30 protein-coding genes and 4 tRNA genes are annotated in these 26,623 nt (G+C 66.1%); 20 read left to right on the top strand and 14 right to left on the bottom strand.

The window, feature by feature from the left end:
- Positions 1-25: 25 nt before the first annotated feature.
- A complete protein-coding gene (locus tag ASD37_RS04445; protein ID WP_156720711.1) occupies positions 26-475 on the bottom strand; it encodes a hypothetical protein in 450 nt (149 codons plus the stop codon).
- A complete protein-coding gene (locus ASD37_RS04450) occupies positions 468-959 on the bottom strand; it encodes a MarR family winged helix-turn-helix transcriptional regulator (RefSeq protein ID WP_056548501.1) in 492 nt (163 codons plus the stop codon). The genes ASD37_RS04445 and ASD37_RS04450 overlap by 8 nt, the downstream gene beginning before the upstream one ends.
- 60 nt (positions 960-1,019) lie before the next feature.
- Between ASD37_RS04450 and ASD37_RS04455 the strand changes: the two genes are divergently transcribed.
- The 4 genes from ASD37_RS04455 to ASD37_RS04470 all read left to right on the top strand — a co-directional run bounded on the left by ASD37_RS04455 (position 1,020) and on the right by ASD37_RS04470 (position 5,104).
- Positions 1,020-2,015: a cytochrome c oxidase assembly protein gene (locus ASD37_RS04455; protein ID WP_056548503.1), complete on the top strand. Its 996-nt coding sequence runs from the start codon at positions 1,020-1,022 to the stop codon at positions 2,013-2,015.
- 129 nt (positions 2,016-2,144) lie between these two features.
- Complete coding sequence (locus tag ASD37_RS04460; RefSeq protein WP_056548505.1) at positions 2,145-3,065, top strand: serine/threonine-protein kinase; 921 nt, start codon at positions 2,145-2,147, stop codon at positions 3,063-3,065.
- A gap of 248 nt (positions 3,066-3,313) precedes the next feature.
- A complete protein-coding gene (locus ASD37_RS04465) occupies positions 3,314-3,766 on the top strand; it encodes a nitroreductase family deazaflavin-dependent oxidoreductase (RefSeq protein ID WP_255354811.1) in 453 nt (150 codons plus the stop codon).
- A 24-nt stretch (positions 3,767-3,790) separates the two neighbouring features.
- Entirely contained in the window at positions 3,791-5,104 is a 1,314-nt protein-coding gene (locus tag ASD37_RS04470) for a DUF2254 domain-containing protein (protein ID WP_056549822.1), read from the top strand.
- A 285-nt stretch (positions 5,105-5,389) separates the two neighbouring features.
- Here the strand turns inward: ASD37_RS04470 and ASD37_RS04475 are convergent, their stop codons facing one another.
- The gene (locus tag ASD37_RS04475) at positions 5,390-5,905 is read right to left on the bottom strand and encodes a hypothetical protein (protein ID WP_056549824.1); all 516 of its coding nucleotides are present in this window, start codon (positions 5,903-5,905) and stop codon (positions 5,390-5,392) included.
- A 117-nt stretch (positions 5,906-6,022) separates the two neighbouring features.
- Here ASD37_RS04475 and ASD37_RS04480 point away from each other — a divergent pair, with 117 nt between their 5' ends.
- Positions 6,023-7,780 (top strand): chloride channel protein, encoded by a 1,758-nt coding sequence (locus tag ASD37_RS04480; RefSeq protein WP_056548507.1) that lies wholly within the window; start codon positions 6,023-6,025, stop codon positions 7,778-7,780.
- Positions 7,781-7,854: 74 nt separating this feature from the next.
- Here the strand turns inward: ASD37_RS04480 and ASD37_RS04485 are convergent, their stop codons facing one another.
- The 6 genes from ASD37_RS04485 to ASD37_RS04510 form a co-directional block, all read right to left on the bottom strand.
- Positions 7,855-8,640: an IclR family transcriptional regulator gene (locus ASD37_RS04485; RefSeq protein WP_056548509.1), complete on the bottom strand. Its 786-nt coding sequence runs from the start codon at positions 8,638-8,640 to the stop codon at positions 7,855-7,857.
- Between the two features lie 39 nt (positions 8,641-8,679).
- Positions 8,680-9,675, bottom strand: coding sequence for a D-glycerate dehydrogenase (locus ASD37_RS04490; protein ID WP_056548511.1), 996 nt, complete (start codon positions 9,673-9,675; stop codon positions 8,680-8,682).
- Complete coding sequence (locus ASD37_RS04495) at positions 9,665-10,639, bottom strand: hydroxymethylglutaryl-CoA lyase (protein WP_056548513.1); 975 nt, start codon at positions 10,637-10,639, stop codon at positions 9,665-9,667. Before ASD37_RS04495 ends, ASD37_RS04490 begins: the two co-directional genes overlap by 11 nt.
- A complete protein-coding gene (locus tag ASD37_RS04500) occupies positions 10,636-11,844 on the bottom strand; it encodes a CaiB/BaiF CoA-transferase family protein (RefSeq protein ID WP_056548515.1) in 1,209 nt (402 codons plus the stop codon). The genes ASD37_RS04495 and ASD37_RS04500 overlap by 4 nt, the downstream gene beginning before the upstream one ends.
- A gap of 24 nt (positions 11,845-11,868) precedes the next feature.
- The gene (locus tag ASD37_RS04505; protein ID WP_056548517.1) at positions 11,869-13,293 is read right to left on the bottom strand and encodes a GntP family permease; all 1,425 of its coding nucleotides are present in this window, start codon (positions 13,291-13,293) and stop codon (positions 11,869-11,871) included.
- Between the two features lie 136 nt (positions 13,294-13,429).
- A complete protein-coding gene (locus tag ASD37_RS04510; RefSeq protein WP_056548520.1) occupies positions 13,430-14,365 on the bottom strand; it encodes an AEC family transporter in 936 nt (311 codons plus the stop codon).
- 124 nt (positions 14,366-14,489) lie between these two features.
- On the opposite strand from ASD37_RS04510, the gene ASD37_RS04515 reads away from it, so the two are divergent.
- Entirely contained in the window at positions 14,490-15,164 is a 675-nt protein-coding gene (locus tag ASD37_RS04515) for a trimeric intracellular cation channel family protein (protein WP_056549825.1), read from the top strand.
- A 226-nt stretch (positions 15,165-15,390) separates the two neighbouring features.
- On the opposite strand, the gene ASD37_RS04520 is transcribed toward ASD37_RS04515, so the two are convergent.
- Positions 15,391-15,822 (bottom strand): DoxX family protein, encoded by a 432-nt coding sequence (locus ASD37_RS04520; RefSeq protein WP_056549827.1) that lies wholly within the window; start codon positions 15,820-15,822, stop codon positions 15,391-15,393.
- A gap of 14 nt (positions 15,823-15,836) precedes the next feature.
- Positions 15,837-16,382 (bottom strand): VOC family protein, encoded by a 546-nt coding sequence (locus tag ASD37_RS04525; protein WP_056548522.1) that lies wholly within the window; start codon positions 16,380-16,382, stop codon positions 15,837-15,839.
- A 234-nt stretch (positions 16,383-16,616) separates the two neighbouring features.
- Between ASD37_RS04525 and ASD37_RS04530 the strand changes: the two genes are divergently transcribed.
- Complete coding sequence (locus ASD37_RS04530) at positions 16,617-17,063, top strand: MarR family winged helix-turn-helix transcriptional regulator (protein ID WP_235567964.1); 447 nt, start codon at positions 16,617-16,619, stop codon at positions 17,061-17,063.
- Between the two features lie 266 nt (positions 17,064-17,329).
- Here ASD37_RS04530 and ASD37_RS04535 read toward each other — a convergent pair whose 3' ends face one another.
- Complete coding sequence (locus ASD37_RS04535; protein ID WP_235567965.1) at positions 17,330-17,647, bottom strand: glyoxalase; 318 nt, start codon at positions 17,645-17,647, stop codon at positions 17,330-17,332.
- Between the two features lie 434 nt (positions 17,648-18,081).
- On the opposite strand from ASD37_RS04535, the gene ASD37_RS04540 reads away from it, so the two are divergent.
- Positions 18,082-18,993, top strand: a complete 912-nt coding sequence (locus ASD37_RS04540; protein WP_056548525.1) for a sterol desaturase family protein — start codon at positions 18,082-18,084, stop codon at positions 18,991-18,993.
- 110 nt (positions 18,994-19,103) lie between these two features.
- Here ASD37_RS04540 and ASD37_RS04545 read toward each other — a convergent pair.
- Positions 19,104-19,178: transfer RNA gene (locus tag ASD37_RS04545), tRNA-Val, on the bottom strand.
- A 558-nt stretch (positions 19,179-19,736) separates the two neighbouring features.
- Between ASD37_RS04545 and ASD37_RS04550 the strand changes: the two genes are divergently transcribed.
- The 11 genes from ASD37_RS04550 to ASD37_RS04600 all read left to right on the top strand — a co-directional run bounded on the left by ASD37_RS04550 (position 19,737) and on the right by ASD37_RS04600 (position 24,741).
- Positions 19,737-19,809 (top strand) — tRNA-Gly (locus ASD37_RS04550).
- A gap of 27 nt (positions 19,810-19,836) precedes the next feature.
- Positions 19,837-19,910 (top strand) — tRNA-Cys (locus tag ASD37_RS04555).
- Positions 19,911-19,921: 11 nt separating this feature from the next.
- A tRNA-Val gene (locus ASD37_RS04560) sits at positions 19,922-19,996 on the top strand.
- An 824-nt stretch (positions 19,997-20,820) separates the two neighbouring features.
- A complete protein-coding gene (locus ASD37_RS04565) occupies positions 20,821-20,991 on the top strand; it encodes a CsbD family protein (protein ID WP_056549829.1) in 171 nt (56 codons plus the stop codon).
- A gap of 141 nt (positions 20,992-21,132) precedes the next feature.
- A complete protein-coding gene (locus tag ASD37_RS04570; RefSeq protein ID WP_056548527.1) occupies positions 21,133-21,396 on the top strand; it encodes a hypothetical protein in 264 nt (87 codons plus the stop codon).
- Positions 21,397-21,406: 10 nt separating this feature from the next.
- On the top strand, positions 21,407-21,907 hold the full coding sequence (locus ASD37_RS04575; RefSeq protein WP_370072271.1) for a hypothetical protein: 501 nt from the start codon (positions 21,407-21,409) through the stop codon (positions 21,905-21,907).
- 30 nt (positions 21,908-21,937) lie between these two features.
- Positions 21,938-22,414 (top strand): SRPBCC family protein, encoded by a 477-nt coding sequence (locus tag ASD37_RS04580; protein WP_056548529.1) that lies wholly within the window; start codon positions 21,938-21,940, stop codon positions 22,412-22,414.
- 57 nt (positions 22,415-22,471) lie between these two features.
- On the top strand, positions 22,472-23,197 hold the full coding sequence (locus tag ASD37_RS04585; protein WP_056548532.1) for a Clp protease N-terminal domain-containing protein: 726 nt from the start codon (positions 22,472-22,474) through the stop codon (positions 23,195-23,197).
- Between the two features lie 28 nt (positions 23,198-23,225).
- Positions 23,226-23,648, top strand: coding sequence for a PPOX class F420-dependent oxidoreductase (locus ASD37_RS04590; protein ID WP_056548535.1), 423 nt, complete (start codon positions 23,226-23,228; stop codon positions 23,646-23,648).
- Between the two features lie 48 nt (positions 23,649-23,696).
- On the top strand, positions 23,697-24,197 hold the full coding sequence (locus tag ASD37_RS04595; RefSeq protein ID WP_082570003.1) for a hypothetical protein: 501 nt from the start codon (positions 23,697-23,699) through the stop codon (positions 24,195-24,197).
- Positions 24,198-24,204: 7 nt separating this feature from the next.
- Positions 24,205-24,741, top strand: a complete 537-nt coding sequence (locus ASD37_RS04600) for a GNAT family N-acetyltransferase (protein WP_056548539.1) — start codon at positions 24,205-24,207, stop codon at positions 24,739-24,741.
- Here the strand turns inward: ASD37_RS04600 and zapE are convergent.
- A complete protein-coding gene (zapE, locus tag ASD37_RS04605; RefSeq protein ID WP_056548541.1) occupies positions 24,738-25,772 on the bottom strand; it encodes a cell division protein ZapE in 1,035 nt (344 codons plus the stop codon). The genes ASD37_RS04600 and zapE overlap by 4 nt on opposite strands.
- 25 nt (positions 25,773-25,797) lie before the next feature.
- Between zapE and ASD37_RS04610 the strand changes: the two genes are divergently transcribed.
- Complete coding sequence (locus tag ASD37_RS04610) at positions 25,798-26,601, top strand: pyrimidine reductase family protein (RefSeq protein WP_056549832.1); 804 nt, start codon at positions 25,798-25,800, stop codon at positions 26,599-26,601.
- Positions 26,602-26,623 lie beyond the last annotated feature (22 nt).

Consider the following 26,623-nt stretch of genomic DNA (forward strand, 5'->3'; position numbering starts at 1 on the left):
TCGGGCGTCGGGAAACCCGTTGCCGTCAACGAACGAGTACCTCGAGCTCGGCGCGATAGCGGGCCCGGTCCTGCTCGGACAGTGGCGGCGCGAATTCGACGACGATCGTCTCGAGCTGGAAGAGATCACGGGCCGCCGCGAAGTTCTGCGCGCGCGCCGTGGTGCCGAAGGACTTCACGCGCACGGTGTCGGTCACCACCGATTGTTCACACCCACTGGCAGGACATTCTTGGGCGGTGGTGTCCACGGCGTTGGGAGCCTGGAATCCGGCCGCCGCCAAAGCACTGACGACGCCGCGGGCGCTCAGAGCGCCGAGCTCGCCGCCACGGGTGGCCGTCGCTGCCATGGCCGAGGGACGGGCCTCGGCCGACGACGCCGGAGGTGGGTACCCCGGCAGAGTGCTCGAACAGGCGCTGAGCAGGCACGCCGTCAGTGCGCCGACGGCGAGTGCCCGGGTAGGCAGGGAGTCAGACAAGGAAGCCGTCGCTTCCCGACAGGACGGCGGGTTCGCCACCCGCGCGCGTGAACGCAGTGAGTGCACGGACCAGACCGTGTCGTTCCTCGGCGGGCATCTTGGCGACTGTTTCGGCGAGTACTCGACGCCGCTCGTCGGTGACTGCGGCGACCACCTGGCTGCCCCGATCGGTGAGGTTGACCACCAATTCGCGCCGAGATTGCGGATTCGGCCGTCGGTCGACCAGGCCAGCCCCGACCAGCCGGTCGACCATCCTCCCGGTGGTCGACGGTTGCACGTCGAGGAGGCCGGCCAGGGTGGCCAGGTTGACGGGCCCGCGGGTCGCCAGGAGCACCAGCGTTCTGAACTGCGCGATCGTCAGCGTCTCGTCGTTCTCGGCGATGGAGCGCGCCGAGATGGCGACCAGTAGACGCGATGCGGTCAGAAGAGCGTCGGTGATCGCATCCACCGAATCCTGAGCGTCGGTGGCACCGTGTGGCGGCATGTGGTTCCTCCGTCCGAATCCGACCTCGCATGAGGTTATGAGCAACTGTTGCATACTGCAATGGTGAACATGGACGCGGCGCCACCGGCCGATCTCACCGCCGTGGTGACGGCTTGGATGGCGTCGCCGGTGGCCGATCTGCTGATCCTCCTGGCCGTGGCGGCCTATTCGTCCTTGCTCATCGGACTGCGCAGACGCGGACAGCGGTGGGCGCCCTTGCGTACGTCGTCGGCCGTGGGTGCCGCCGTGCTCCTGGTCTTGGTGGTCAACGGTCCGCCGGCCGTCTATTCGCATCACCTGTTCTGGGTGCACATGATCGTGCATCTGGTGCTCATCACCGTGGTGCCGGCCCTGCTCGTGTGGGCGCAGCCGATTCGTCTGATCCACGACGCTGGTGGCCCGCTCGTCGGCGCCCGCGTCGACCGGATCCGACGCGGGCGAACGTTTCGATGGCTGATCTCGCCCCGTCTCACGGTGCCGCTCTATGCCGCGGTTCTGGTGCTCACCCATCTCACCGGCTTTCAAGAGGCGATGAGCCGACACGAGTGGATACACGACGGCGAACTCGTCCTCTACCTCGTCGCCGGATACCTCCTGCTGCTCCCCCTGGTCGGCGACGAACTCACCTCCGATCCGCCGCTGGCCCATCTGCTCAGATTCGTCGTGCTCGCCGTCTGCATGTTCCCCGACACCTTGGTCGGGATCATGCTGATGATGACCAGCACGTCCCTGGCACCGGCATACGCGGCGTCGCGGGATTGGGGGCCCTCCGCCCTGGTCGACCAGGCGACCGCGGGAGCGATCATGTGGTTCGGCGGTGACGGTTTGATGATGGTTCTCATGGTCGTCGTCGGCGGCCGGTGGGTTGCCAAGGGTGACCGGGGCGGCGCCAGCCTCGGGCCGTGGTTGGACGGCGTCCGCAGGGGTGCGACCCTCGGTGCAGATTCGACGTCGGACGGCTCGGTCGACATGGACGACGACGAGGCGGCGCTCGCGGCCTACAACGCCCGCCTTGCTGCGCTGCACGACGCCGCCCGCCACGGCCGAGCGCGGTGACGGAAGGCTCGACGCACGACGAGCCAACCGCACTTCTGGGCAGCCCCACTGCGATACCGTGAGTGGCGCCCGCCCCCCTGTTCACACGGCGGGTCGCGGTCATCGACCCGGCCGGAAGGACGCACTGCCATGACGCTCATGGCTGGGCTCGTGATCGCCGACCGCTTCAAGCTGAGACGACTGGTCGGATTCGGTGGCACTGGCCAGGTCTGGGAGACGACAGACTTGCGGACGAAGGACCTCGTCGCTCTCAAGATCCTGCGCGACGAGGTCTCCGAAGACGTCGTCACCCAAGCGCGCTTCCGCCGGGAAGCCGACACGATTGCAGCGCTCGAGCATCCCGGCATCGCTCGCTTCGTCGACTACGGCCACGTCCCCTCACCCCATGGCGGACGAACCACTACCTACCTGGCGACCGAGTTCATCCGGGGTGAGTCCCTCAGCGCAGTGATCCACCGATCCGAGCGGCTGCCGCCGGGGCGATCGCTGAGCGTGTTGGAGGGCATCGCCCGCGCCCTCGGGCACGCCCACTCAGCCGGGGTGATTCATCGCGACGTCAAACCGAGCAACATCCTGGTCACCAAGGACGGCGCCGCAAAGCTCACCGACTTCGGCATCGTACGAGTACTCGGCGAGGCCACCCTGACCCACATCGGAACCGTGATGGGAACGGCGCGGTACATGTCGCCGGAGCAAATTCGCGGCGACGCCGCCACCGCGGCCAGCGACGTCTACTCCCTAGCGGTCGTCGGGTACGAAATGATCACCGGCACAGCGCCATTCGCGGACCGGGATCCGCTGTCGGTGGCAATGAGCCACATGGAGGATGAGCCCACCCCGTTGCCTGACTTTGCCGGCGAACCACTCAAGGCGCTCATTGCGCGGGGTCTGCGGAAGGATCCTCTGCAACGACCGGCGAACGGGACGGAGTTCGCCGAGGAGATCGCCGCCGCGCGTCGGCCCGTCCATCGGCCGGCCAGTTCGACCGGCGGACGCCCATCGGCGGCGATCCGAGTGCTTCGTCACCTGAAAGGGTTGCGCCGCAACTGATTGGCGAGCCCTGAGGTGCACTCCGATCCAGAGTCGGCGCGGCCTCATGGGTTCGAACTTCCCGCCCACAGATGATTGCACGCGAACAACTGTTGCATACTGCAATGGTGCATTGCGTCCTCGAGTCGACAGAGACGACGGAGAGTGGCCGCGCACGACGCTCGCGCGAGGACGCCGCAAGAGTGCCGACTACGGAGGACGGTGACGAGATCTGCACGACGAATCGCATGTCAACCCTTGCCGGTCGAATGCTGCGAACACGGTGGCTCGTCCGTGCACCAGTGTCCCTATACCGGTTCGGGTTTGGGTGCCTCTTCGGCCAGCGCATGCTGCTCTTGCAGCATCGTGGCCGTCGCAGCGGGATCGCTCGCTACGTCGTGCTGGAGGTCGTCGAGCACCCTCGACCGGACCGCTACCTCATCGTGTCCGGCTTCGGCGAGGCGGCGCAGTGGTACCGAAACCTGCTCGCCGAACCCCGCGTGCGCGTCAGCGTGGGCCGTCGACGCGACGTTCCCGCCGTCGCCAGGTTGCTCTCCACTGAGGAGTCCCAAGCGGCGTTGTCCCGTTACGCGGAACATCACCCCGCGGCATGGCGCCGACTGCAGGGCGCGCTGCAGTCGGCAACGGGCACCGACGAGCCCCAATTGCCGATGTTCGCCGTCGACCTGGGCAACGATGGTGACCGACGTCAGGAGAGCTGAACGGTGAGTCCAATCCTTGCCTCCGTGCGCGACACGGTCCGTACCCAGTTGTGGCCGCTGCCCGTCGCAGGCATCGTCCTCGCCGTCGTGGCTGCCGTGGCTTTGCCCCATTTGGACGCGCGCGTCGACGATCAACTGCCCGCGTGGTTCTCGACTCTGCTGTTCGGAGGTGACGCTGGCGCCGCGCGAACCCTGCTCGACGCCATCTCGAGTTCGCTCATCACCGTGACGTCGCTGACGTTCTCGCTGACCGTCGTCACCCTGCAGTTGGCCAGCAGCCAGTTCTCGCCGCGGCTGCTGCGCACGTTTACCAGCGACGTCTTCGTTCAGGCAACGCTCGCGCTGTTCCTGTCCACGTTCACTTACTCGCTGACCGTCTTACGGGCGATCCGCAGCAGCGACACCGGCGCGGGGTTCGTCCCTCGGATATCGGTGACGGTCGCGTTCTTGTTCGGCCTCGTCAGCGTCCTGGGACTCGTGCTGTTCCTGGCCCATCTCGCCCGACAGATCCGGGTCGAGACGATGCTGCGTGAGGTTCACGAAGACGCCAACGCCACGTTGCGCAACGCCACCGTCCCCCTGGCCGACGCCAAACCGCAACCGCCGCTGCCCACGCCTCCCCCGAACGCGTCGACGCTTTTCGCACCCTCGTCCGGATTTCTGACCGGCATCAATATTCGGCAATTGATCTCGGCCGCAACCGAAGTCGACGCTTTCCTGATCATCGACAGCCACCCCGGCGATTCACTCGTGGAAGGAGTACCGATCGGTGTCGCTTGGACCGGCGACGGCGATCTCGACACCGATGCCGTTGACCGACTACAAGCTGCCGTCCGCAGCACCATCGGGATCGGCTACGAGCGTACCGGCGCCCAAGACGTCGGCTACGGGTTGCGCCAGCTCACCGACGTCGCCAACAAGGCGCTGTCACCTGGGATCAACGATCCCACGACGGCGGTCCATGCGCTGGGTCATATCTCGGCCATCCTGTGCCAACTCGCCGGACGCGACCTCAGATCGGTCGTGCTGCACGACCGCGACGACGAGGCGCGAGTGTTTCTTCGCCGGCCCAGCTTCGACGAAATCGTCGATGCTGCGATCGGCCAACCGCGCCGCTACGGCTCCACGGACCCGCAGGTGATGACACGTCTGTTCAACCTGCTTGCCGAGCTCAGCTGGCATCTCGATGACCACACCGTGGTCCGTGACCAACTTGACCGGACCCGAAACACTGTCCGGAGAGCGGACTTCGACGAGACCGAGCGACGTCAACTGGAGTTCGCCGCGACCCGCGTCGAGGAGGCGATCGCCCACCGCGTCACGAGGGACGCATCATGACCGCCGTGCTGCACGCGCTCACACTGCCCCTGTCGATGGCGTGGTCATCCCGTGGGCGCTGGATTTCGGCGTCTTCCTGCCCGCGAAGGTTCAGTCGGTCGTTCGTCGTGGCACGGTGACCTCGTCGTCGGGCGACGACCGCCCACCACTGCCGACCACATGCTCACCGTTGCGCTCGGACCGCTCAACACAGACGTGTCAGGCGCCGAAACTCCTGTCGCGCTTGGACTACGGTTCGCGGCAGCCGCCCCTGACACCCTTCGACGACGCAACGGATGCGATCCGTCACTGCACCTGGGTTGGACAGGCCTCGATCGGCACCGGCATCGTGATGTCACCGGCCAGCTGGAAATGGAAGGTGACGTCGGCCGACATGGCTGGTCGCAAGTCCGGATCCAGCGTCGCCAATTGGATGGCCGGAAGGCTGCCGGGGCCGGTGGGCTGAGCGCTCGGCTGGCCAATGCCGACGGTCGACTTGGGCGGAACGTCCACGGCGGCCATCACATGCCCCAGCGTCGTCGCGCTCGTCGACAACCCAAGGAAACGCTCGGTCGCATCGGGGCGGCTGTTGGTGATCGTGAGCCGAAGCTCGCCGCCGGTGTTCAACTGGATTGCACACCTACGGTCGAGGAATGACGGGACGATGGCGGCATTCTCCACCGTCGTGCCCGTCGTGTGGGAACCCGAACCGCGGTTGGATGAGTCCAGCACCGGCCCCTCCCCGCAGCCGACCGCCAGCATGGCGACCGCGGCGATGCAGCCGAGGTCCGCGCAACTTCGCGAATGCGACTGCGTCGGCATCACGCCGCCTTTCGGTTGGCGTCCGCCACGAGTGCTCCGATGGCGACGGCCGCATGTCCGGTTCGCCCAAAGGTACCCATTTAACGACGCACAGCGCAACTGTTGCATACTGCTAGCATGAGCTCCGTCAGCATCTCTGCGGTGCCACGCCCCCGTTCTCTTCGAAGCTGGTTGCGCGGCAGCCCCTCCTCCCTTGTCCCCCTCGCCGTCGCCGTCGGCGCATTGACCGGGCTCGGCGCCGTCGGGTTCCGCTGGCTCATAACGACTTTCACGAAGATGTTCACCGGATACGACGACTACTCGGGACTCGGCCGGGTACCGAGCGCGCACTGGCCGTGGCTGGGAGTCTGGTTCCTGTTGCTCGCACCCGTGGTCGCCGGGGCCGTGTACGGACCCATCGTGGACCGGTTCGCGCCAGAGGCTCGCGGTCACGGAGTTCCCGAGGTGATGTACGCGGTCTCCCACCGCGGTGGACGGATCGCGCCGCAGGTGACGGTGGTGAAAGCGCTGGCCTCGGCACTGTGCATCGGCGGCGGGGGCTCCGTGGGACGGGAGGGACCCATCGTCCAGATCGGATCAGCCGCCGGATCGACCGTCGCCCAGCTGCTGCGCTTGGACACCAATCGAGTGCGCCTACTGGTCGCCTGCGGCGCCGCAGCCGGCATCTCGGCGACGTTCAACGCGCCGCTGGCCGGGGCGTTCTTCGCCATGGAACTGATCCTGCGCAACTTCGCCGCCGAATCCTTCGGTGCGGTGGTGCTGTCCAGCGTCACCGCCGACGTCGTCGGGCGGGCCCTGCTGGGCGACCATCCGTTCCTGTCGTTGCCGACCTTCGCGGTGCGAAACCCGGTGGAATACCTGCTCTACGGCGCACTCGGAGTCGGGGTGGGAATCGTCGGCGTGGCGTTCTCCAAGATCCTCTACCTGATCGAGGACGCATGCGACTGGCTGTGGCGCGGACCCGAGTGGGCGCGGCCGGCGGCCGGCGGCCTGGTGCTGGGCGCGCTGCTGCTCACCCTGCCCCAGATGTACGGCGTCGGGTATCCCGTCCTAGAGAATGCCGTGGAGGGAAAGTACGTCATCGGCTTTCTGCTGTTGCTCATGGTCGGCAAGATGGTCGCCACCAGTTTGACGATCGGCATCGGCGGATCCGGTGGTGTCTTCGCGCCCACCCTCTTCATCGGCGCCATGGCCGGCACGGCATTCGGCACCATCGTGAACGCTGCACTTCCCGGCGTCACGGAGTCGGCGGGCGCCTACGGGCTGATTGGCATGGGCGCCGCCCTCGGCGGCGCCACCGGAGCACCCATCACCGCGGTGGTCATCCTGTTCGAACTGACCGGCGAGTACTCCATCATCCTCCCGCTGATGGCGGCAGTCGTGATGGCGACCGGGACGGGACACTTGCTCTCCGCACAAACCATCTACACCTCCAAACTTTGGCGACGCGGCGTCCGTCTCGAAACACCCATCCCGCCAATGTCCTTCACCGCCGCCGATCTCGCGCAGCCGCCGCCCGAATCGATGCCCGCGCACACTGCGCTCGCCGCCGCCGCGGCGAAGCTGTCGACCAGCTCCCTGGCCATCGTCCCCGTGACCGGCGACCATCACGAATACCTGGGCTGCGTGACCGCTCAGGACGTCGCTCAGGCACTCGACGACCCCGACCCTCCCGAGACCGTTGCCGAACTGGTGCAACGCCCTGCTGCCGTTGACATGGACAGTTCACCCCGAGAAATACTGTCCGCCCTACGCGGCTACGCGGGCACCGGTGTACCAATACTCGGCGCCGACGGGGCTGCGGTGACCGGCTGGGTCACCTACGAAACAGTCTTGGCCACAATGCATCCCGACACCGGCCACCGCGGCGGGTAGCCGACTCCGCACATTCGTCACACGCGTTCCGTGGTCTCGTGGGCGGCCGACGAGTAGCGACCGGTCACGGGCGCTCAGTGCGGTGGTCTGCCACCGAGCGTGCGGGTGATTTGTTCGGCGTAGCCAACGAGCAAGTCTATCCATTCCTCGCACCGTTGCTGCGGCATCCGCAGCGTGGGACCGCTGATCGTCACCGCACCGAGAAGGTCGCCCGCGGAGTCGAATACGGGGGCTGAGAGGCCAGACGCCGAGTCGTCGCGCTCGCCCGCGGTGATGGCGTAGCCGTCGGACTTGGTGTGGGCGATCAGCGTGCGCAGTTCGTCGGCGCTGGTGACCGTTCGATCCGCCAACTGCTCGAGAGGCGCGTTCAGGACGTGGTCGGCCAACACCGGGTTCCAGGCCAGGAGCACGCGTGACGCCGAGCCGACGTGCAGCGGTATCACCTTGCCTACGTACATCTCTCGCCGCAGCGCGTGCTGGGTCTCGGCGACGGCGATGCAGACTCGGAAGTTCTGCTCGACGGTGAAGAAGCATGCGGTCTCGGTGGTCTTGTCTCGGATCTCCTTGAGCACCGGATTGACGACGGCGAGGACGTCGACGTCCTTGCGGGCCGTGGCCGCCCAGTAGGACATCCGGATGCCGATGCGGATGTGGTCGCCGACGCGGTCGAGCATGCCCTGGGACACCATGTTGCTCACCAACCGCTGCACGGTCGAGGTGGGCAGGCCCGTCGCCTGTTGTATCTCCCCCAGCGTCATCGCCGGGCGAGTCAACGTGAACGCATTCAAGATCTCGGTGATCTTGTTCAACACCAGCAGCGTTTGTTGCTTCCCCGAGGAGTCCGCCTCGCCGTTTCCCATGCCGAGGAATCTACCGTCGCCGCTGCTCGCCGCAGACTCTCACTGCCAGGCCGCGGGATTGACGCAGTGCGGAGGAAGGTGCCCCGCTGCCATGGCGATGGCATTGGCGGCGCACAGGTCCGCCATGCGATCTCTGACCTGCACCGTCGCGCTGCCGAGGTGAGGCAGCAGGACGACGTTGGGTAGCTCGGTCAGACCGGGTGCCAGGTGCGGCTCGTTCTCGTACACGTCGAGTCCGGCAGCCGCGATGGTTCCGTTGCGCAGCGCCGAGACGAGGGCGGCTTCGTCGACCACCGGGCCACGCGCGGTGTTGACCAGCATGGCGGTCGGTTTCATCGACGACAGCACGTCACCGTCGACGAGGTGACGGGTGCTGTCGGCCAGCGGCACGTGCACGGACAGGAAATCGCTGGTCTCGACGAGTTCGGGCCAGCCCACCTGTCGCGCCGGGAACGGCAATGCCGCAACTTCGGCGTCGGCGACTGCCCGGCCCGCTGGTGGGTGAGAACAGAACGTGACGTCCATGCCGAAGGCGGCAGCACGTGTCGCGGTGGCCCTGGCGATTCGGCCGAATCCGACGAGGCCCAGCGTGGCGCCCGAAATGTCCTGTCCCAGAAGTAGTTCTGGACGCCATCCCGCCCATTTCCCCGAGCGGACAAAGTGATCCGCCTCGACCGCCCGGCGCGCAGTGGCGAGGATGAGCAACATCGCGAGGTCGGCGGTGGCGTCAGTCAGAACACCGGGGGTGTTGCCCACCACGATGCCACTGGCGGTGGCCGCGACCACGTCGACGTTGTCGTATCCGACGGCGTAGTTCGAGATGCCGGTCACCTTGGCGTCGGCCAGCAGGGCGGCGTCGAAGCGATCACCGAGTTGTGCGACGACGACGTCGAATTCGCCTGAACTGCAGAGCTTCCGGAGGTCCTGCGGCGTCGGCGGCTTGGTGGGGACGTGGACCCGGCCGGCGGCGCGTAACGCCGTCATTCCGACCTCGGGTATCGGGTAGGTGACGAGGAACGCAGGGCTATGCGCCATCGGACTGCCCTACCTTCTCCGGGTCTCCGATGACCCAGGGAAACGCCGTCGCCGACGAGCGGGCACCCTGGACGGTCTTGGATCGGTTCGACTCACCGATGTCGGCGAGGATGCGCTCGGAGAGCTCCACGATCCCGGTCAGCGTCTTCGGGGTGATCCAGTCGGGACGCAGCGCGAAGAGCAGATCTTCGGTCGCGGTGTTGCCGCTGGCGCCGGGTGCGAACGGGCAGCCGCCGAGGCCACCGAGGGATCCGTCGACCATGGTGGCGCCTGCGTCGATCGCAGCGAGGGTGTTGGCAACGCCCAGCCCCCAGGTGTCGTGTCCGTGAAACACCAAGCGTTGCTGCGGTTGTGCGACCCGCAGCGCCGAGACCAGATCGGCGACCTGGGTCGGGATGGCCTGTCCAATGGTGTCGCAGACCACGATGTGCTCGGCACCGCGGGTTCGCGGGTCCGCGGCGATCGCCAGGACCCGCTGCGGATCGGTGATCCCTTCGAAGGGGCAGGTGAAGGCGGTGGCGATGCACAGCTGGATGGAGCCCCCCACCTCGTGGGCAATCCGGATCGCGCCGGGCATTGCCGCAACGCTGGTTTCGGTGTCGCGACCGATGTTCGCCTTGTTGTGGGAGTCCGACGCCGACAGGCAGTACTGGAAACGCCGCGCACCGGCAGCGGCCGCCTTCTCGACGTGGCGCGGGGTCGCGACCCAGACCCAGCACCTGTCGAGCTCCTCAGGTGTGAGTGCGGCGACGACGTCGAGGGTGTCGGCCAGCGGTGGAACGAGATCGCCGCGGGCCATGGAGCCGATCTCCAGGCTGGGCATCCCGAGTGCCAGCAGCTCGCGGATGACGTCGACCTTGAGCTGGGTCGGCATCATCTTGGACGTCAGCTGCAGACCGTCGCGAAGTGTCACGTCGCGCACCTCCGCGCGGGGCGTGTAGGGGCGGGGCTCGACGGTGGTCACGAGAGCGCTCCGATCTGGTCGTCGGTGAGGTGCAACAGGTTGGACAGCACGTCGTGGGTGTGCTCGCCGAGGTCCGGTCCGACGCTGCGGATCGGAAGGGACTTGCCGCCGATGACCGGAACGATGCCGGTGAACCCAACGCTCTTCGGTTCCGTCTCGCCGGTGTCGACGTCGAAGTGCTGAATCATGTTGCGCGCCTCGTACTGTGCGTCGTCGCAGATGTCGGCGGCGGTGTAGATGGGACCCGACGGGACGCCGGCCTCGTCGAGGATCTTCAGCGCCTCGTCACGGCTGAGTTGGCTCGACCACTGCCCGATTGCGGCGTCGAGTTCGTCGCGGCGCAACCAGCGTCCGGCGTTGGTCTGCAGATCGGGGTCGACGGCGAGGTCGGGTCGTCCGATGGTCGTCATGTAGCGCTGGTAGATGGCGTCGCCGTTGCCGGCGACGATGATGCTGGTGCCGTCGTTGCAGGGATAGGCACTGCTGGGGGCGATGCCTTCCATCCGTCCCCCGACACGCTCGCGGGTGACCCCGTAGGCGAGGTAGTCCGGAACCAGTGATTCCATGACCGCCAGGATGGATTCGTTGAGGGCGACGTCGACGATGCGCTGGTCGAGAGGCACGGTGGTGCGTTCGCGTTGGAACAGCGCCATGACCGTGCCGAAGGCGGCATAGATGCCGGCGATCGAGTCGCCGATGGACACCCCGGTGCGCACCGGCGGGCGGTCGGGGTCCCCGACCAGTTCCCGTAGACCACCGAATGCCTCTGCGACGGCGGCGAATCCGGGGCGCTGGGACATCGGGCCGGTCTGGCCGAACGCCGAGATCCGCGTGATGACGAGGTCGGGGTTGGCCTCGTCGAGAACCGCCGGGCCAAGACCCCACTTCTCGAGGGTGCCGGGCCGGAAGTTCTCCAACACGACGTCGCAGTGCGCGACCAGGTCGAGCACGATGTCCCGGCCCCGTTCGGTCTTCAGGTCGAGCACGATGGACTTCTTGTTGCGATTGATCGTGCGGTAGAGCATCGAGGTGTCACCGGAGTACAACCGCCAGTTGCGAAGTTCGTCGCCGGTGACGGGCCGCTCCACCTTGATGACCTCGGCGCCGAAGTCGGCGAGCATGCGGCCCGCGGTGGGGGCGGCGATGTAATTGCCTAGCTCGAGCACCCGGATTCCGTCGAGGGGGCGAACATCGTTGTGAGTCATGGCTTTTCCTCGTTGATTCGCGTGTCAGAACAGCAGGCTGGCGGGCAGGATGAGCAGGATCGCGACGACCGAGGCGACGGACACTCCCACGGTGACGGTCTTGAGCGCGCCGCGGGTGGACTGGCCGAGCAGCGACTGCAGCAGCCAGAAGGTGTTGCTGGTGACGTGGACGGCGAACAGGGAGCCTGCACCGGCGGCGAGTGCGACCAGCACGGGGTCCAAGCCGAGCAGCGGCACCACCGGCGCCAGGATGCCCGCGGATGTGATGGCGGAGATGGTGACCGACCCGACCGCGACGTGCAGCGCCGCGGCGATCACCCACACCACGAGCAGCGGGGCCGCCGTGTTGGCGGTGAAGTAGTCCCCGAGAATGTCGCCAAGCCCGGCGGCCTTGATGGTCGCGGCGAGTGAACCGCCAACCCCCGTCAGGATGAGGATCTGCCCGCTTTCCTTGAACCCGGTGGCGAACGCCTTCTGGATCGGCTCCGCGCCAAGGGCGTAGCGACCGACGAAGCTGGTACCGACGAGGCCGATCAGCAGCGCGATCACCGGCGAGGACAGGAATGCGACGACGGGGTGGTGGACGTCGACGGCGTCGAGGATCGCGCCGGTGGCGATGAGTAGCAGCGCGGTCAGCATTGGGGCGAACAGCAGCAGCAGCGAGGTGTGGGCGCGGGTCGGTGCCTGGGACTTGACCGCCACGCTGCCCGTGCCGGCGGACGAGGCGGTCGTGCCCTCGTCGCTCTCCGCGTCGCCCGTGGGCTGCTGGATGGGTGCACCCGAGTCGGGTTCGTCCCCGAGGAAGGGAGATTCGTCGCGCTCGGCGTCCCACCACCCGTGGTTGAACAGGAATGACATGATCGCCACCGAAATCATGACGGTGGGAATGATGAGGCAGAAGCCGAACAACAGCATCTTGCCCAGCGGCACTTCGAGCAGACCGGCCAGGGCCAGGGAGGCCACGCCGGGCACCATCATGACGATGCCGCACTCCAGGGAGATGGCCATCGCCGTCGCGATGCGCGGCAATCCGTTCTTGCCGATCCGCTTGGCCAGGTTGCGGGCCAACGGGGCGCTCATCACCAGCAGCACGTCGAGGAAGATCGATTGCAGCGCGGTCGCGATGGTCAACGACAACGCGTACGGCATGCGCTTCGGGCCGAAGATGCGCAACAGGAGTTCGACGAGGCGTTGGAACGCGCCGGTCTGCTGCAGGATGGCCCCCATCAACACACCGAAGGCGATCAGCAGGCCGACGTCGGCCATGATCTCGCCGAAGCCGCCGGTGATGGCCTTGATGGTCTCCTCGACCCCGAGGCCCACGGCCAACCCGAGGTAGGCCGACCCGATCACCAGCGAGACGACGGGGTTCAGCTTGAACCGGACGATCATCACCACCACGGCGAGGATCGCGACCGCGGTGTTGACCACGACTGCGGTATCGGACATGGATGCACTCCGTTCCAGGACTCACTTCTATGAATGTCGAGGCCGGTGGGTCACATCACAGAACGAAGGCGGTGTGAGCTACGGCTCACTCATATTATGGGCACCTACTCACAATATAAGCAATAGCGGACCGAAACTAGCCGACGAGCGCGACGACGCCCACGATGATGGGCACCGACAGCACCGTGCTCAGGAGGGTGGCGTCGCGCGCCAGACCTTCGCCGCGGCGATACACCGCGGCATAGGTGTTGATGTTCTGTGCCGCGGGCAGGGCGGCGAGCACGGTGACGAGCATGACCTGATCCCCGTCGAGGTGAAAGCAGAAGCGCGCCAACACATAAGCCAACACCGGCATCGCCACGTTCTTGCAGAGCACGGAGAGGACGACGTCGACCCGCGGCGGTCGTGGCGGACGGTCCGCGGGTGCGGCCAGCGTGATCCCGAACGCGAGCAGGACGGTCGGGATCGTCAGATCCGCCATCAATTCCAACGGGTCGTGCAGCAGCGGAGGCAAGTCGACCCCGGTGACCGCCAACAGGATGCCGACCGCGCTGGCGGCGATGATCGGGGTGGTGATCAACGCCTTGAGCCGGTGCCCGACCGAGCGCGGCTCGGTGGACTCGGAGTCAAGAATCGCCAGGATCATCGGCACCAGGACGACGTACTGGAGCAGGATGATCGACGACACCTCGGTGGTGCTGCCGAACACGTACGTGCTCAGTGGTAGGCCGAGGTTTCCGGCGTTCACCACCGAAGCCGCCGACGCGCCGATGGCGGACTCGCCTCGCGGTCGGCGCAAGATCCGGCTGGCAATGGCGAAGTACGCCCCGAAGACGGTCAACGCCGTGATCGCGGAGATCAACAGGGCCGGGGAGAAGATCTTCGCCGGGGCGGTGTCGGCGAGGGTGATCAACATCAACGCCGGAACACCGACGTGAAACGCCGTGCGGTTGAGCACCATTCGGGCGTTGTCACCCAGCACCCCGGTGCGGCCGACGACGCCGCCCACCCCGACCACCACGGCGATCAGCGCAAACGCCTGAAGTACCGCCAGCACGAACGTCCTCCCCATTGGTCCTCGCGCCCATGCCGCACGAGTCATGCCGGGGCGCCGATGACCGAGACTACGAGAGGACGGTGCGCCCCTCTGGTACCGGGAGCGGCGCTAGGGTCGGTCCGACGAGGAGGTGGGTCTGATGTCGACGGCATACACATCGGTTCCGGTCCTGGTGGGCACCCTGGACCTGGTCGGCGTATTCGCCAACGCACTGCTCGGTGGTGCCGTGGCGCGCCGCTACGGATTCGACCCCGTCGGCTTCGCCGCCCTGGCGATCGTGTCGGGCCTGGGTGGCGGACTGATCCGCGACACCTTGCTGCAGCAGGGCACGCCCGTGGCGTTGACGAACTACCTTTACCTCACGACGGCCCTAATCGGTGCCGCGGTGGCGTTCGCGGTGCGCTTCGAAGGTCGCATCTGGGATCGCTCGTTCCCCTTGGTAGACGCGCTCGCCCTGGGCTGCTGGGCCGCCGTCGGCGCACAGAAGACGCTGTCCGCTGGATTGGGTTGGTTGCCAGCCATTCTGCTGGGCACGGTGACCGCAGTAGGCGGTGGCGTCATTCGCGACGTCGCGGTGGGTGCGGTGCCGACGATCTTCGGCGGCAACACCCTCTATGCGACGTGCGCCGTCATCGCCAGCGCAACGCTCGTCGCGGTCCAACACGCCACCAATCCACAACTGGCGCTGATTGTTTCGACCGCGGTGGGGGCTCTGCTATGTCTGCTTGCACGATGGCGACGCTGGATACTGCCCGAACAGGTGGTCTGGCCTACTCCCCGGCGGCTTCGCACCCGCCGACGAGAGGCAAATTAGCGCTGGCTACGAACTCTCCGCTGATTCGCGACTTCCGCTGGTGGGCTCAGTTCCCAGGCCAGTCAGTGGATTCCGGATCCGAACGGATTTCAGTACACGGTGGACCGCGTCATCCCGGCCGTCAACGAGCGGCTGACCCGAGAGGCAGAGCCCGCAACCGTCGGGTGAGAATCCACCAACCCCACGGTTCGGGCCAGCGCGCGACACCCTGGCCCGAACCGATGACTTAGACGCGGCTCCGCTGCCCGGCGACCGACGTGCTGGAACGGCGGGCGTCGAGAGCGAAGGCCCCGCCGCCGGTGAAGACCAGCAACAAGAATGCAAAGCAGTACAGGACGGCTGGTTCGCCGTTGTTGACCATCGGAATGATGCCGCCGGCCGGAACGTGTTGGGCAAAGAACGCGAATGCCATGACGCCGGAGGCCACGAAGGCGGCGACCCGAGTGAACAACCCCAGCGTGATCAGCACGCCCGTGACGAGCTCGAGGATGCCGGCGTAGAAGTACGGCCACATCCCGACTGCCGCGGCGGGGCCTTGCGGCCACCCGAAGAGGTGTGCGCTGGCGTGGCAAAGGAACAACAGCCCGAAGATGACGCGGAACAGACTCAGGATTGCAGGCGCGTGCGGATTCAGTCGGCCGTCGAGGTCGTTTGGCATGGGTTGGATCTCCTTCATATCGTTGACTGCGGTTGGTCGACCGGCGTTGGTCGGGATTTCTCGTCGTGCACGATGTCGCCCGCAGTGCGGGTGCCAGACCAGGTGTCGAATTCGTTTGACAGATCTAGCTTTTCGATGACAGCGGCGCTCTCGTAGACGCCCCACTCGGCACGCGGGAGCATCCACATGACTTCGAACTGATTGCCGTCGGGGTCGACGCCGTAGACGCTCTTGGTCGCGCCATGACTCGATTCGCCAGTGAAAGCGCGCGCATCGAGCAGGATCTGGCGGAACTGCACCAGTTCGTCGACCGTGTCCAGCTGCCACGCCAAGTGGTAGAGCCCCACCGAGCGGCGAGCTGGAGGAACTGCCCCGGGAATGCCGAACAGGCCCAGGTCGTGGTGATTGCCTGAGCGGGGCAGCCGAAGGAACGCACCGTTGACGCCCGCTTCACGACTGACCAGATTCATCCCGAACGTCTCGGTGTAGAAGCGGACGGCGCGGTCGAGATCGGCCACGAAGAGCACCGCATGATTGAGGCGGACAGGCGAGACGGTCATCGAGCTCCTTCGTGACGTACCCGCAGAGCGAGGTTGTTGTAGGTACAACAGAAGACGCTAGCACAGTTGTTGTAGATACAATCAAATGAACAGCGGTTGTCCCTCAAGGCGTCGGAAACACCTCGGCCACCCGGCACCGGCGGGCCGCGCCGTCATCCTTGTAGCTACAACCTGCGGTGCGATACTGGTGGCGTGAGCGGCGACGGGTTGGACAGGGCTGAGCAGGCTGCGTGGGTGAGGCTTGCGACAATTCTGGAGTTGCTACCTGGTTTGCTCGACACCCAGTTGAGGCGCGACGCGGGACTGATGCACTTCGAATACCTCGTTCTCGCGATGCTGTCGGAGGCCCCCAAACGGACACTACGCATGAGTGCGCTTGCGGCCCAGACGAACTCGACTCCGCCTCGGCTGTCTCACGTCGTCACACGACTCGAGGGCCGCGGCCTGGTCGAACGCATCCCGTCCCCGGACGATGCTCGCGCAACCAATGCGCGCCTGACCGCGGCGGGCTGGCGCAAACTCCGCCAGGCCGCGCCGGGGCACGTGGCCAACGTCCGAGAGAACGTCATCGATGCACTGACCGCCGAGCAGGTGGCTCAACTCAACGCCATAGCCGATGCCATCCTTGGGCGAATCGACCCCGACGGTTCGATGGCTGCGACCTACCACCGCTACGACTAGACGATCCGGCCCGGCGGCGCCATTCATCCCTGCTCGCCCCTGCCGCCGCGCTCGTTTACACGCATGGGGGCAATCCTGGGTCACCGTCGAATGAGATCCGGCGATTGGCAAATAGCGGCCTGCCACCAGATGCCGGCTGATCGCGACATCACGCCGTCGACGTACCCGCGCTCTGAAGGGGTCTGGGAAGTCGGCCCGTTGCCGGGTACGTCAGTCGCCTTGACTGACGTACAAACGGTTACCGTCGATGTCGCGGAAACTGAACATCAGAGGCACCGAGTCCCAATCCAGGAGCTCCCCACTTCGAGTCCCTTCGCGGTGAGCTCGACATGGGCGGCTCGCGCGTCAGGAGTCAGCAGTCGGATGCCCGTGTCGACACCAGTCGGCAATTCGTCTCCGGTCATGACGAGCGAGATCGACGTGCCACCGCCGGGTGGAGCCAGCTCGATCCAACGGAAGCCCGGCTGCAGTTCAGCGTCCATCGTCGTGGTGAAGCCGATCTCCTCGAACACGAGCTTCGTGCGTTCCTGATCGGTGACGGGTACCGCGACGCAGTGGAGGGCGGTGAAGAGCATGTCGGTCATGCCACTATGACTGGCCCGGGCTTGCGAACTGATCGGCGGCCGATGTTGGCTGCCTTCTCTAGCACTGACGACGCCTAGTAGCTGTGTCAACGGCTTGGATCAGACAGCCGGCGCCGCTCACCAAAGCCGGGGTCCTCGTCGAGTTCACCGACCGAGCTCGCGGTCTTTGCCGAAAGATTCTTCGATCAGCACTGCGACGTGTCTCGCCATCAGTTGCGATGGCTAACCAGGCGGGTGCGACGAATGTCAGCGCGTTCGTCATCCTCGGTGTCGAGACGAGACATGTGCCGGTGTGTGACTTCGGACGAAAGAATGACGTCATTGTGGTGTCGCTGCAGCACGATTGAGTATTGGTCTACCGTCGGCTCACTCATACGTGGTCCAGATCCCGCCATGCACGCACTACAAACACGATGGGTCGTGAACGTAAAGCGATGGAACAGGTAGCAACGGAATTCTGGGATCAGATTCAGAACCCCGTGGTGTACGCGCTGCCCGTGTTCGTCATCAGCATGGCCATCGAGGCGGCCGCCCTGCGCAGCGACGCCCGGCAAACAGCCGGATACGTTCGGCCCGAGGCTCGGTTGAGCATCATGATGGGCTTGGGATCGTTGGCATTCATGTTCGTCTTCAAACTCGCGACATTGGTTGCCTTTTCAGTGCTGTACGTAGAGCTTGCACCCTGGCAGCTGCCCACCACGTCGTGGTGGACGTGGCTCGTGTTGCTCATCGCAGTCGACTTGACCTGGTATTGCAATCATCGCTTTTCCCACCGAGTGCGCATCGGATGGGCCGGGCACCGCGCGCACCATTCGAGTGAATCCTTCAACTTCAGTAGTGCCGTGCGACTCAAATGGAATCCGTGGTCAGAGGCGTTGTTCTGGATGCCGTTGCCGCTGTTGGGATTTGCACCCTGGACCATCTACGTCGCGTACGGGTTCAACATGATCTATCAGTTCTTCCTCCACACAGAACTGGTGGGAAAGCTGCCGCGTCTCATCGAGTTCCTGTTCAACACCCCGGCCCATCACCGCATTCACCACAGTCGTCGCCCGGAGCACCTCGACAAGAACTACGGCGGCATCCTCATCGTCTGGGACCGGATGTTCGGCACCATCGTCGACGGCGACTGCCATCCCGAATACGGGCTCTTCGAAACAAAGCAGTCCGGTGAAGGGATCATTCAGATTCAATACGGCGAGTACGCACGCATCGTCGCAGACGTACGACGCACCACGTCGTGGCGAGAGCGACTCGCCTACGTCTTCGCTCCCCCAGGCTGGCGTCCCCGCGACGCGGTGATGACGCCGCGAAGGCCGTTGAGCACCTACCAGAGGTTTCGCTAGCGGGGTGATGAGGAGGGATGACGGCGACTAAGCACCTGCGCCGAACCGGCAAAGGTGCGCAGAAAGAACTCGCACGCCTTGCGCAGACCGCGACTGCTCTGCGGTTTTGGTGGTGGTCCCGGCTGGTATCGAACCAGCGACCTTCCGCGTGTGAGGCGGACGCTCTCCCACTGAGCTACGAGACCGTGGGTGCACCGGCCAAATCACCGGTGAACGACGACGAACATTATCACGCACGGGGGCCAGGCCCGGAATCGGCGAGCACCTTTCGCCGTCGCCGGGCTGCCATCCGACCATGCCGGCTGACCCGTGCCTCACTGGACCAGTCTCGAGCGACGGTCCGCGCATTCGCGGTCCACCGACCCCGCCCGGCTGACCCGTCGCCCAGAAGCTCACCGCAAGGCTGGACGGGCGCCAGGGCGCCGGTCTGGCGCCGGCCCGAATGGCCGGCTTCGACACGACCGCAACCGGTGTACCGCGTGCGGTCCTGGAGGCGCACAAGATCACGATCCGCTCGCGCCTGCCGAATCTTTTGATCCGCAACATATTTCCGTCGGGCCGCCGAGGGCGGCGTCGCATCGAGCGGATCACGGCCGCGAACGGCGAAATCGTTGCAGCGAAGACGCGGCCAAATCGAGGGCCCGAAACGACCAAGATCAGGCCGTGGCGTCGGGATTTGTGGTGCCGAGCTTCGATGCACTATCGTCGTGCTTCGCATAGAGCGACGAACTCGCTCGAAGCACGCGGACGTGGCGCAGTTGGTAGCGCACAACCTTGCCAAGGTTGGGGTCGCGGGTTCGAATCCCGTCGTCCGCTCGATGGTGCAGACGCATCAACCCCAGCGGTGGAGTGGCCGAGTGGTGAGGCAACGGCCTGCAAAGCCGTGCACACGGGTTCGATTCCCGTCTCCACCTCCAAGATGGGTCCCGCGCGATTAGCTCAGCGGGAGAGCGCTTCCCTGACACGGAAGAGGTCACTGGTTCAATCCCAGTATCGCGCACCACGTTTCACCGTACGCCGCCAATGCTCCCACGCGTACGGACGGCCACACGAGCAGATCTGGGCTCTTCCCACTATCTCCGACTATCTTCTCGGCACCCGACAGCGCGGCAAGTCATGTTGTTGCCAAGCGCCGATTCCCGCGCTCGACGGGACGAAGAAAACTCGTTGCCCGACGAATCAACGGCATTCGTAGGCGAACGATGCGCCGTTGCGGTATCCCACCAGCCGCGCCCGTGTCACCGCGAACCCAACTATTAACGTGCACGTCAGACTTTGATCTTGTTGCCGGAAACGCCGTGCGGCCGCGCCCCGTCGTGTTCGCTGTCACTAGCCGCCGCGGTCGGGGTTCGACTACCAAGTCCACCACTCCGGAGTGGCGTCGTCGCAGGCAACGTCGTGCCAATCGGTATGGCACGTGGTCCAACCGTGTCGCGGCGATACCTCGGCCGCGCCGGTCTACGCTTTGCCGCCACCCATGCACACCACGGCCCCCTACAGGGACCCGGTCAGCCCACAGCGAACCATACGTACCTTTTGAATCGTTTCACGAGATATCGCGTACGGTGGACGGCGGGACATCCGCAGTCCCCCCATTGCGGATTTCCAAGCCTTTGGCGGTTCACCTCCCCCCCGAACCGCCAAAGGCGTCCCAAACCCCCAACCCTTGCCGCGGACGACGCGCGGTGTCGTCGGTGCCCGGTTGCCTCAGTTCGATTCTGTGAACCAGGCCTCGTGATGTTTCGGAGTTGGCCGTTGGTGGGCACTCCTGACACAGGTTCGGACAGTGGACCGGACGTGATTCACACCGATGAGGAGTTGATTGTCATGAGTGCTTTGGACAAGGCGAAGAACAAGGTCGAGGACTTGGGCGGCCAGGCCAAGGAAGCATCCGGCAAGGCGACCGGTGACAAGAGCACCGAGAACGAAGGCAAGGTCGACCAGGTCAAGGCGAACCTCAAGGACGCCGGCGAAAAGGTCAAGGACGCCTTCAAGTAGTCCCTTAGACAACATCGATTCGGCCCGTTGTCCCTGCGGCAGCGGGGCGATTCGCGTCTGCGTCCGACACTTGACGGCGCCGCCACGGCGGTCTAACTTACCCAAGAGTAAATTCGCCGGGGGGCGACGTTCAGGGGACAAGTGACCGGTGTACTGCTGTACGGCTACCTCATCGGGTGGATGCTGACGTCGTCGTTAGCCGTGTTCAACGCCGCCAGGGCCGGGCGTTCGCGAGGGCTGGGCATCGTGGCCGGCGCCCTGTGGCCGGTGTTCGCCGTGGCCGTCGGCCAGTACCTGGCCATCGAACTGATCGCGGCCCTGTCGCGGGTCACGACCGGGTCGACGGCGCCGCGGACGACGAACATCACGTCCCACGACGGCCATCCATTTGCAAAGACGGTCTAAGCTGTCGGGCATGTGGGTGAAGAAGGTGGCGACCGCAGCAGCGCTGGCCGTTACGGTCATGGGCGCTCTACCCGGGGTGGCCGCCGCCGACCCGACGACGCCGACACCGACCCCAGCCCCCACCACGGCCGCGGCACCTGCAAACGGAGCCGCACCCGCACTCAAGACCTCGGTCGACGCCGACGGCACCTATGCAGTGGGCACCGACATCGTTCCCGGCGTCTACAACTCCGCGGGCCCGGTCGGCGACGGCACGTGCTTCTGGAAGCGCCTCGGCGCCGACGGAGCCACCCTCGACAACGCCCTGACCAAGAAGCCGCAGACCGTCGTCATCGACCCCACCGACCAGTCGTTCAAGACCAACGGCTGCCAGCCCTGGCAGCTCAGCGACGCACCTCCCCCGCCCCAGGCCTCCGGGCTTGGCCCCGCGTTGGCCGGCCTGCAATTGCAGGCCTACATGGCACAGCTCAACGCCAGGGCCGCGGCATCGGGACAAGCTCCGCCGCCGTAGCCCGCGTCGGCGTCTGACACGATCGACGTCATGGCCGACCGCATCGAAGTCCAACGCACCATCGCCGCACCCCCGGCGGACGTGTTCGCCGTCCTCTGCGATCCGCAGGGGCACATCGCCATCGACGCGACCGGAATGCTGCAGGATGCCGACGGCGACGTCGTCACCGCCAGCGGCGACAGCTTCGTCGTCCACATGGATCGCGAAGCGCTGAACGACTTTCCGATGGGCAAGTACGACGTCACAGTGTCCATCACCGATTACGAGAAGGATCGGCTGATCGCCTGGACGATCCTCGGCAAGATCGAGCCTCCGATCGGCCACGTATACGGGTACCGCCTCGAACCCGACGGCGACGCAACGCTCGTCACGTCGTACTACGACTGGTCCGACATCCACCAGAAGTGGCGCGACGCGGGCATCTTCCCCGTCATCTCCGAAGCGGCGCTGCGCGGCACGCTCGGCATTCTGGACCGCACGGTCCGCCGGGGCTACCCCCGCGGATAGCCTTTCTGTCGTCAACCCGAGGTTGACGAAGCGATTCCGTCAACCTACGGTTGACGTATGAGCGACCAACTGAAGATCCACCACCCCGTCCGTCTCGACGACCTCATCACCGCGATCAGAACCGTGCACGACGAGCCGCTCGACCAACTCCAGGACGCCGTCCTCACCGCCGAAGCCCTCGGCGACATCGCCGACCACCTCATCGGCCACTTCGTCGACCAGGCCCGACGCTCGGGCGCCTCCTGGACCGAGATCGGCAAGTGCATGGGCGTCACCAAACAAGCCGCCCAGAAGCGCTTCGTGCCGCGGACCGACACCGGCACCCTCAACCCGAACGACGGCTTCAACAGGTTCACCCCGCGGGCGCGCAACGTCGTCGTCGAATCACAGAACAAGGCACACGCCGCAGGCAACGACGAGATCACCCCGGCGCACCTCCTGCTCGGATTGTTCAGCGACCCGGCATCACTGGCCGCGCACCTGCTGGCCTCGCACGGCGTCGACGCCGACGCCGCAGCCAAGGCCGCACCCCTGCCCCCAAGGGCCGACGATGTTCCCGCGCTGGTTCCGTTCAACGGACCCGCGAAGAAGGTCCTCGAACTCACCTTCCGTGAAGCACTTCGTCTGGGGCACAACTACATCGGCACCGAGCACATCCTGCTCGCCCTGCTCGAAGACGAAGCCGAAGACGGGCCCCTGCACACCCTCGGCCTCGACAAGCAGGGCGTCGAATCCGAGATCGTCGGGGCGCTGAACTCCCTGACGAACACCGAACGGGAATGAAACGCGCACCGATGCGGTACAAGAAGTCATGAACCTCGACGAATCCGCCCGTGCACTGATCGGTTCCGGCGCCGACGCCACACTCGTCACCCTCAACCCCGACGGCAGCCCGCAAGTGTCGGTGGTCTGGGTCGCGTTGCAGTCCACGCCCGACGGTGACGAACTGGTCAGCGCACACCTCAGCGACTACAAGAAGACCCGCAACATCCGACGCGACGGACGCGTCGCCGTCACCATCATCGGCCCGACACCGCCCGGGCAGCAAGCCCCCTACCTGTCGATCACCGGAACGGCGCGCATCGTCGAGGGCGGCGCCCCCGAACTCCTCACCGAGCTGGCCGAGGCCATGCTTGGCTCCAGCGAGCACTTCCCACCGCCCAACTCCCCCGCCGGCCTACTGACGCGGATCCGCATCGAGAAGGTCGGCGGCATCGGCCCCTGGGCGTCCTGAGGACCGATCGTCCCCTCGGCAACCAACCGGTGTGCAATCATGCGAGGCATGCGTCGCTGGTTCACGATGATGGTTGCCGGAGTGGCGGTCACGGCTGGGGTTCTCGCCTCACCCGCGCCAGAAGCCGCGGCGGTCGCCCCCATCGGAAGGCTGGGTGACGTTCTGCACGTGGCCTACATGAACGTCGTCGCCGACGTCGCCGTCACCAGCGTCGACCTGGTCGACGTGCCACCGGGCTTCGGCTATCCCCCACGCGGACCGCGCTACCAGGTGTACCGCGCCAACGTCACCGTCCACGTGATCAAGGCACCCAACCCGTACATCACCTCGCTCTTCTTCGACTTCGAGGGCGTCACGCCGATCGCCGACGCCTACAAGCCGCGCAACACCGACGTCCCCGACGACCTCCGCGCCATGCTGCAGAACGCACCCCCCGGCTCCACCGTCACCGGCGGCGTCTATTGGGACGTCTACCGCGACCTCGTCACCAACGTCGTGCTCCTCGACAAGGCCACCGGCACCCACCTTGCCCAGTGGAATCTCTACTGACCCTCGGATGACCGTCGAGGTGACACCGGCCGCCGAGGCCGATCTGACCGAACTCGCCGACGTCGCGGCCCGCACCTTCCCGCTGGCGTGCCCGCCGTCGACCGGCGCCGACGACGTCGCCGCCTTCATCGCCGAGAACCTCTCCACGGAACGCTTCGGCGAGTACCTCGCCGACCCGGAACGGGTAATCCTCACCGCACGCGAGGACCGCCGAATGTCGGGGTACGCCATGCTGATTCACGGGGTGATCGCCGACCCCGACGTCCAACGGGCGGTGCCCCTGCGACCGGCCGTCGAACTGTCCAAGATGTACGTGCTGCCCGACGCGCACGGCGCCGGCGTCTCGGCGGCCCTCATGGCCACTGCGCTCGACACGGCCCGCGCGCTGGGCGCGGCCTGCGTCTGGCTAGGCGTCAACCAGGAAAACCAACGCGCCCAACGCTTCTACGCCAAGCACGGCTTCGCGATCAGCGGCACCAAGACGTTCCGACTGGGCGGCCACATCGAAAACGACTACGTGATGGTGCGCCCGCGGTCGGGCTAGTCGCGTCCCGCGGCCGTCAGCGCCAACAGACGCGACGTCGCGCGCAGGTACTTCTTGCGGAACCCACCCGCCAACATCTCGTCGCTGAAGACGGTGTCGAGCTTGGTCCCCGACGCCACCACCGGGATGCCCGCGTCGTAGAGCCGGTCGGTCAGCGACACCAGCCGTAGCGCGACGCTCTGGTCGTCGAGCGGATGCACCCCGGTGATGAACACTTGCGCGACGCCCTCGATCAGGGCCTGGTACCTCGACGGGTGCATCGTCGCCAGATGCGCGCACAGCGCGTCGAAGTCGTCGAGCGTCGCACCACTCACTCCGGCGGCCTCGTCACGCACCTCGTCGTCGGACGGCGGCACGGGCGCCGGCGGCAGGTCGCGGTGCCGATAGTCCGGACCCTCGATCCGCACCGTAGTGAAAATACCTGCCAGCGTGTTGATTTCACGCAGAAAGTCCTGCGCCGCGAACCTGCCCTCGCCAAGCTGTTCGGGCAACGTGTTGGACGTCGCCGCCACCGACACCCCTCGCTCCACCAGAGCCGAGAGCAGTCGCGAGATCAGCGTCGTGTTCCCCGGATCGTCGAGCTCGAATTCGTCGATGCACACCACCACGTACTCCGAGAGCAACTCGATGCACTCGAGAAACCCGAAGACGCCAGCCAACTGCGTCAGTTCACCGAACGTCGCGAACGCCGCGGGACCGGCGTCGGCGGCGCTGAGCGCGTAGTACGTCGACGCCAACAGGTGCGTCTTGCCGACGCCGAAACCACCGTCGAGGTACACCCCGACCCCCGGCAACACCTCTCGCTTGCCGAACAACTTCTTCTTGCCGGCACGGCGCTGCACGGCCTGCTCACAGAAGTCGCGACACTTCTGCACGGCCGCAGTCTGCGACGGCTCACCCGGATCCGGCCGGTAGGTGTCGAAGGAGACGTCGGCAAACGTGGGCGGCGGCACCAGCCCCGCGACCAGTCGTTCAGGTGTCACCTTCGGATGGCGATCGGTGAGATGGTCGACGACGCTGGCCCCAGACATGAAGGAACTGTATCGACGTGCTGCAATGGTCAACGTGTCCGATCCCAATGCTGCGACTCAGCTCACAGAGCTAGGCCCCCTGGGCAGCACGTTCGACACCGACGACGGACGGCTCGCGGCGTTCTACTCCTACCCGGAGAACCTCGAGCGCTGCTGGGTGCGGGCCAACATGATCTCCAGCCTCGACGGCGGCGCCACCGACGACGGCAAGGCCGGCGGTCTCGCCGGCCCCGGTGACCGGGCCCTGTTCTCCCGCATGAGGCAGGAGGCCGACGTCATCCTCGTCGGCGCCTCCACCGTGCGCATCGAGAACTACTCCGGTGCGCAGATGTCGCTGGCCGAGCGCCGCGAACGGCAAGGCCGAGGCCAGACCGAGGTCCCCCCGATCGCCATCGTCACCCACGCCGCCGACTTCGAGCACGACGCCAGGATCTTCACCCGCACCGAAGTCCCTCCGATGATCATGACCTGCCGCGAGACGGCGCCGGAGGCCCGCGCACGCTTCGGCTCGACCGCCGAGGTCCTCGACGCGTCCGGAGCCCACACCGACCGCGTCGACCCCGCGGTGGTACTCGCGATCTTCGCTGAGCGGGGCCTGCGACGAGTGCTGTCCGAAGGCGGGCCGTCGCTGATCAGCCTGCTCACCGAAGACGACCTGCTCGACGAACTGTGCGTCACGATTGCACCGATCCTGGTCGGCGGCGCGGCCCGCCGCATCGCCTCGGGGTCGGGGGAAGCCCACACCCGGATGCGTCGAAGCCACCTGCTGACCGACGACGAGGGCTATCTCTACACGCGGTACGTCAGGGACGGGCTGGCCGGGGAGTAGCTCGTCGATCGCTAATGTGGTC

The organism is Mycobacterium sp. Root135, from assembly GCF_001426545.1.
In the GTDB taxonomy this organism is placed as follows: domain Bacteria; phylum Actinomycetota; class Actinomycetes; order Mycobacteriales; family Mycobacteriaceae; genus Mycobacterium.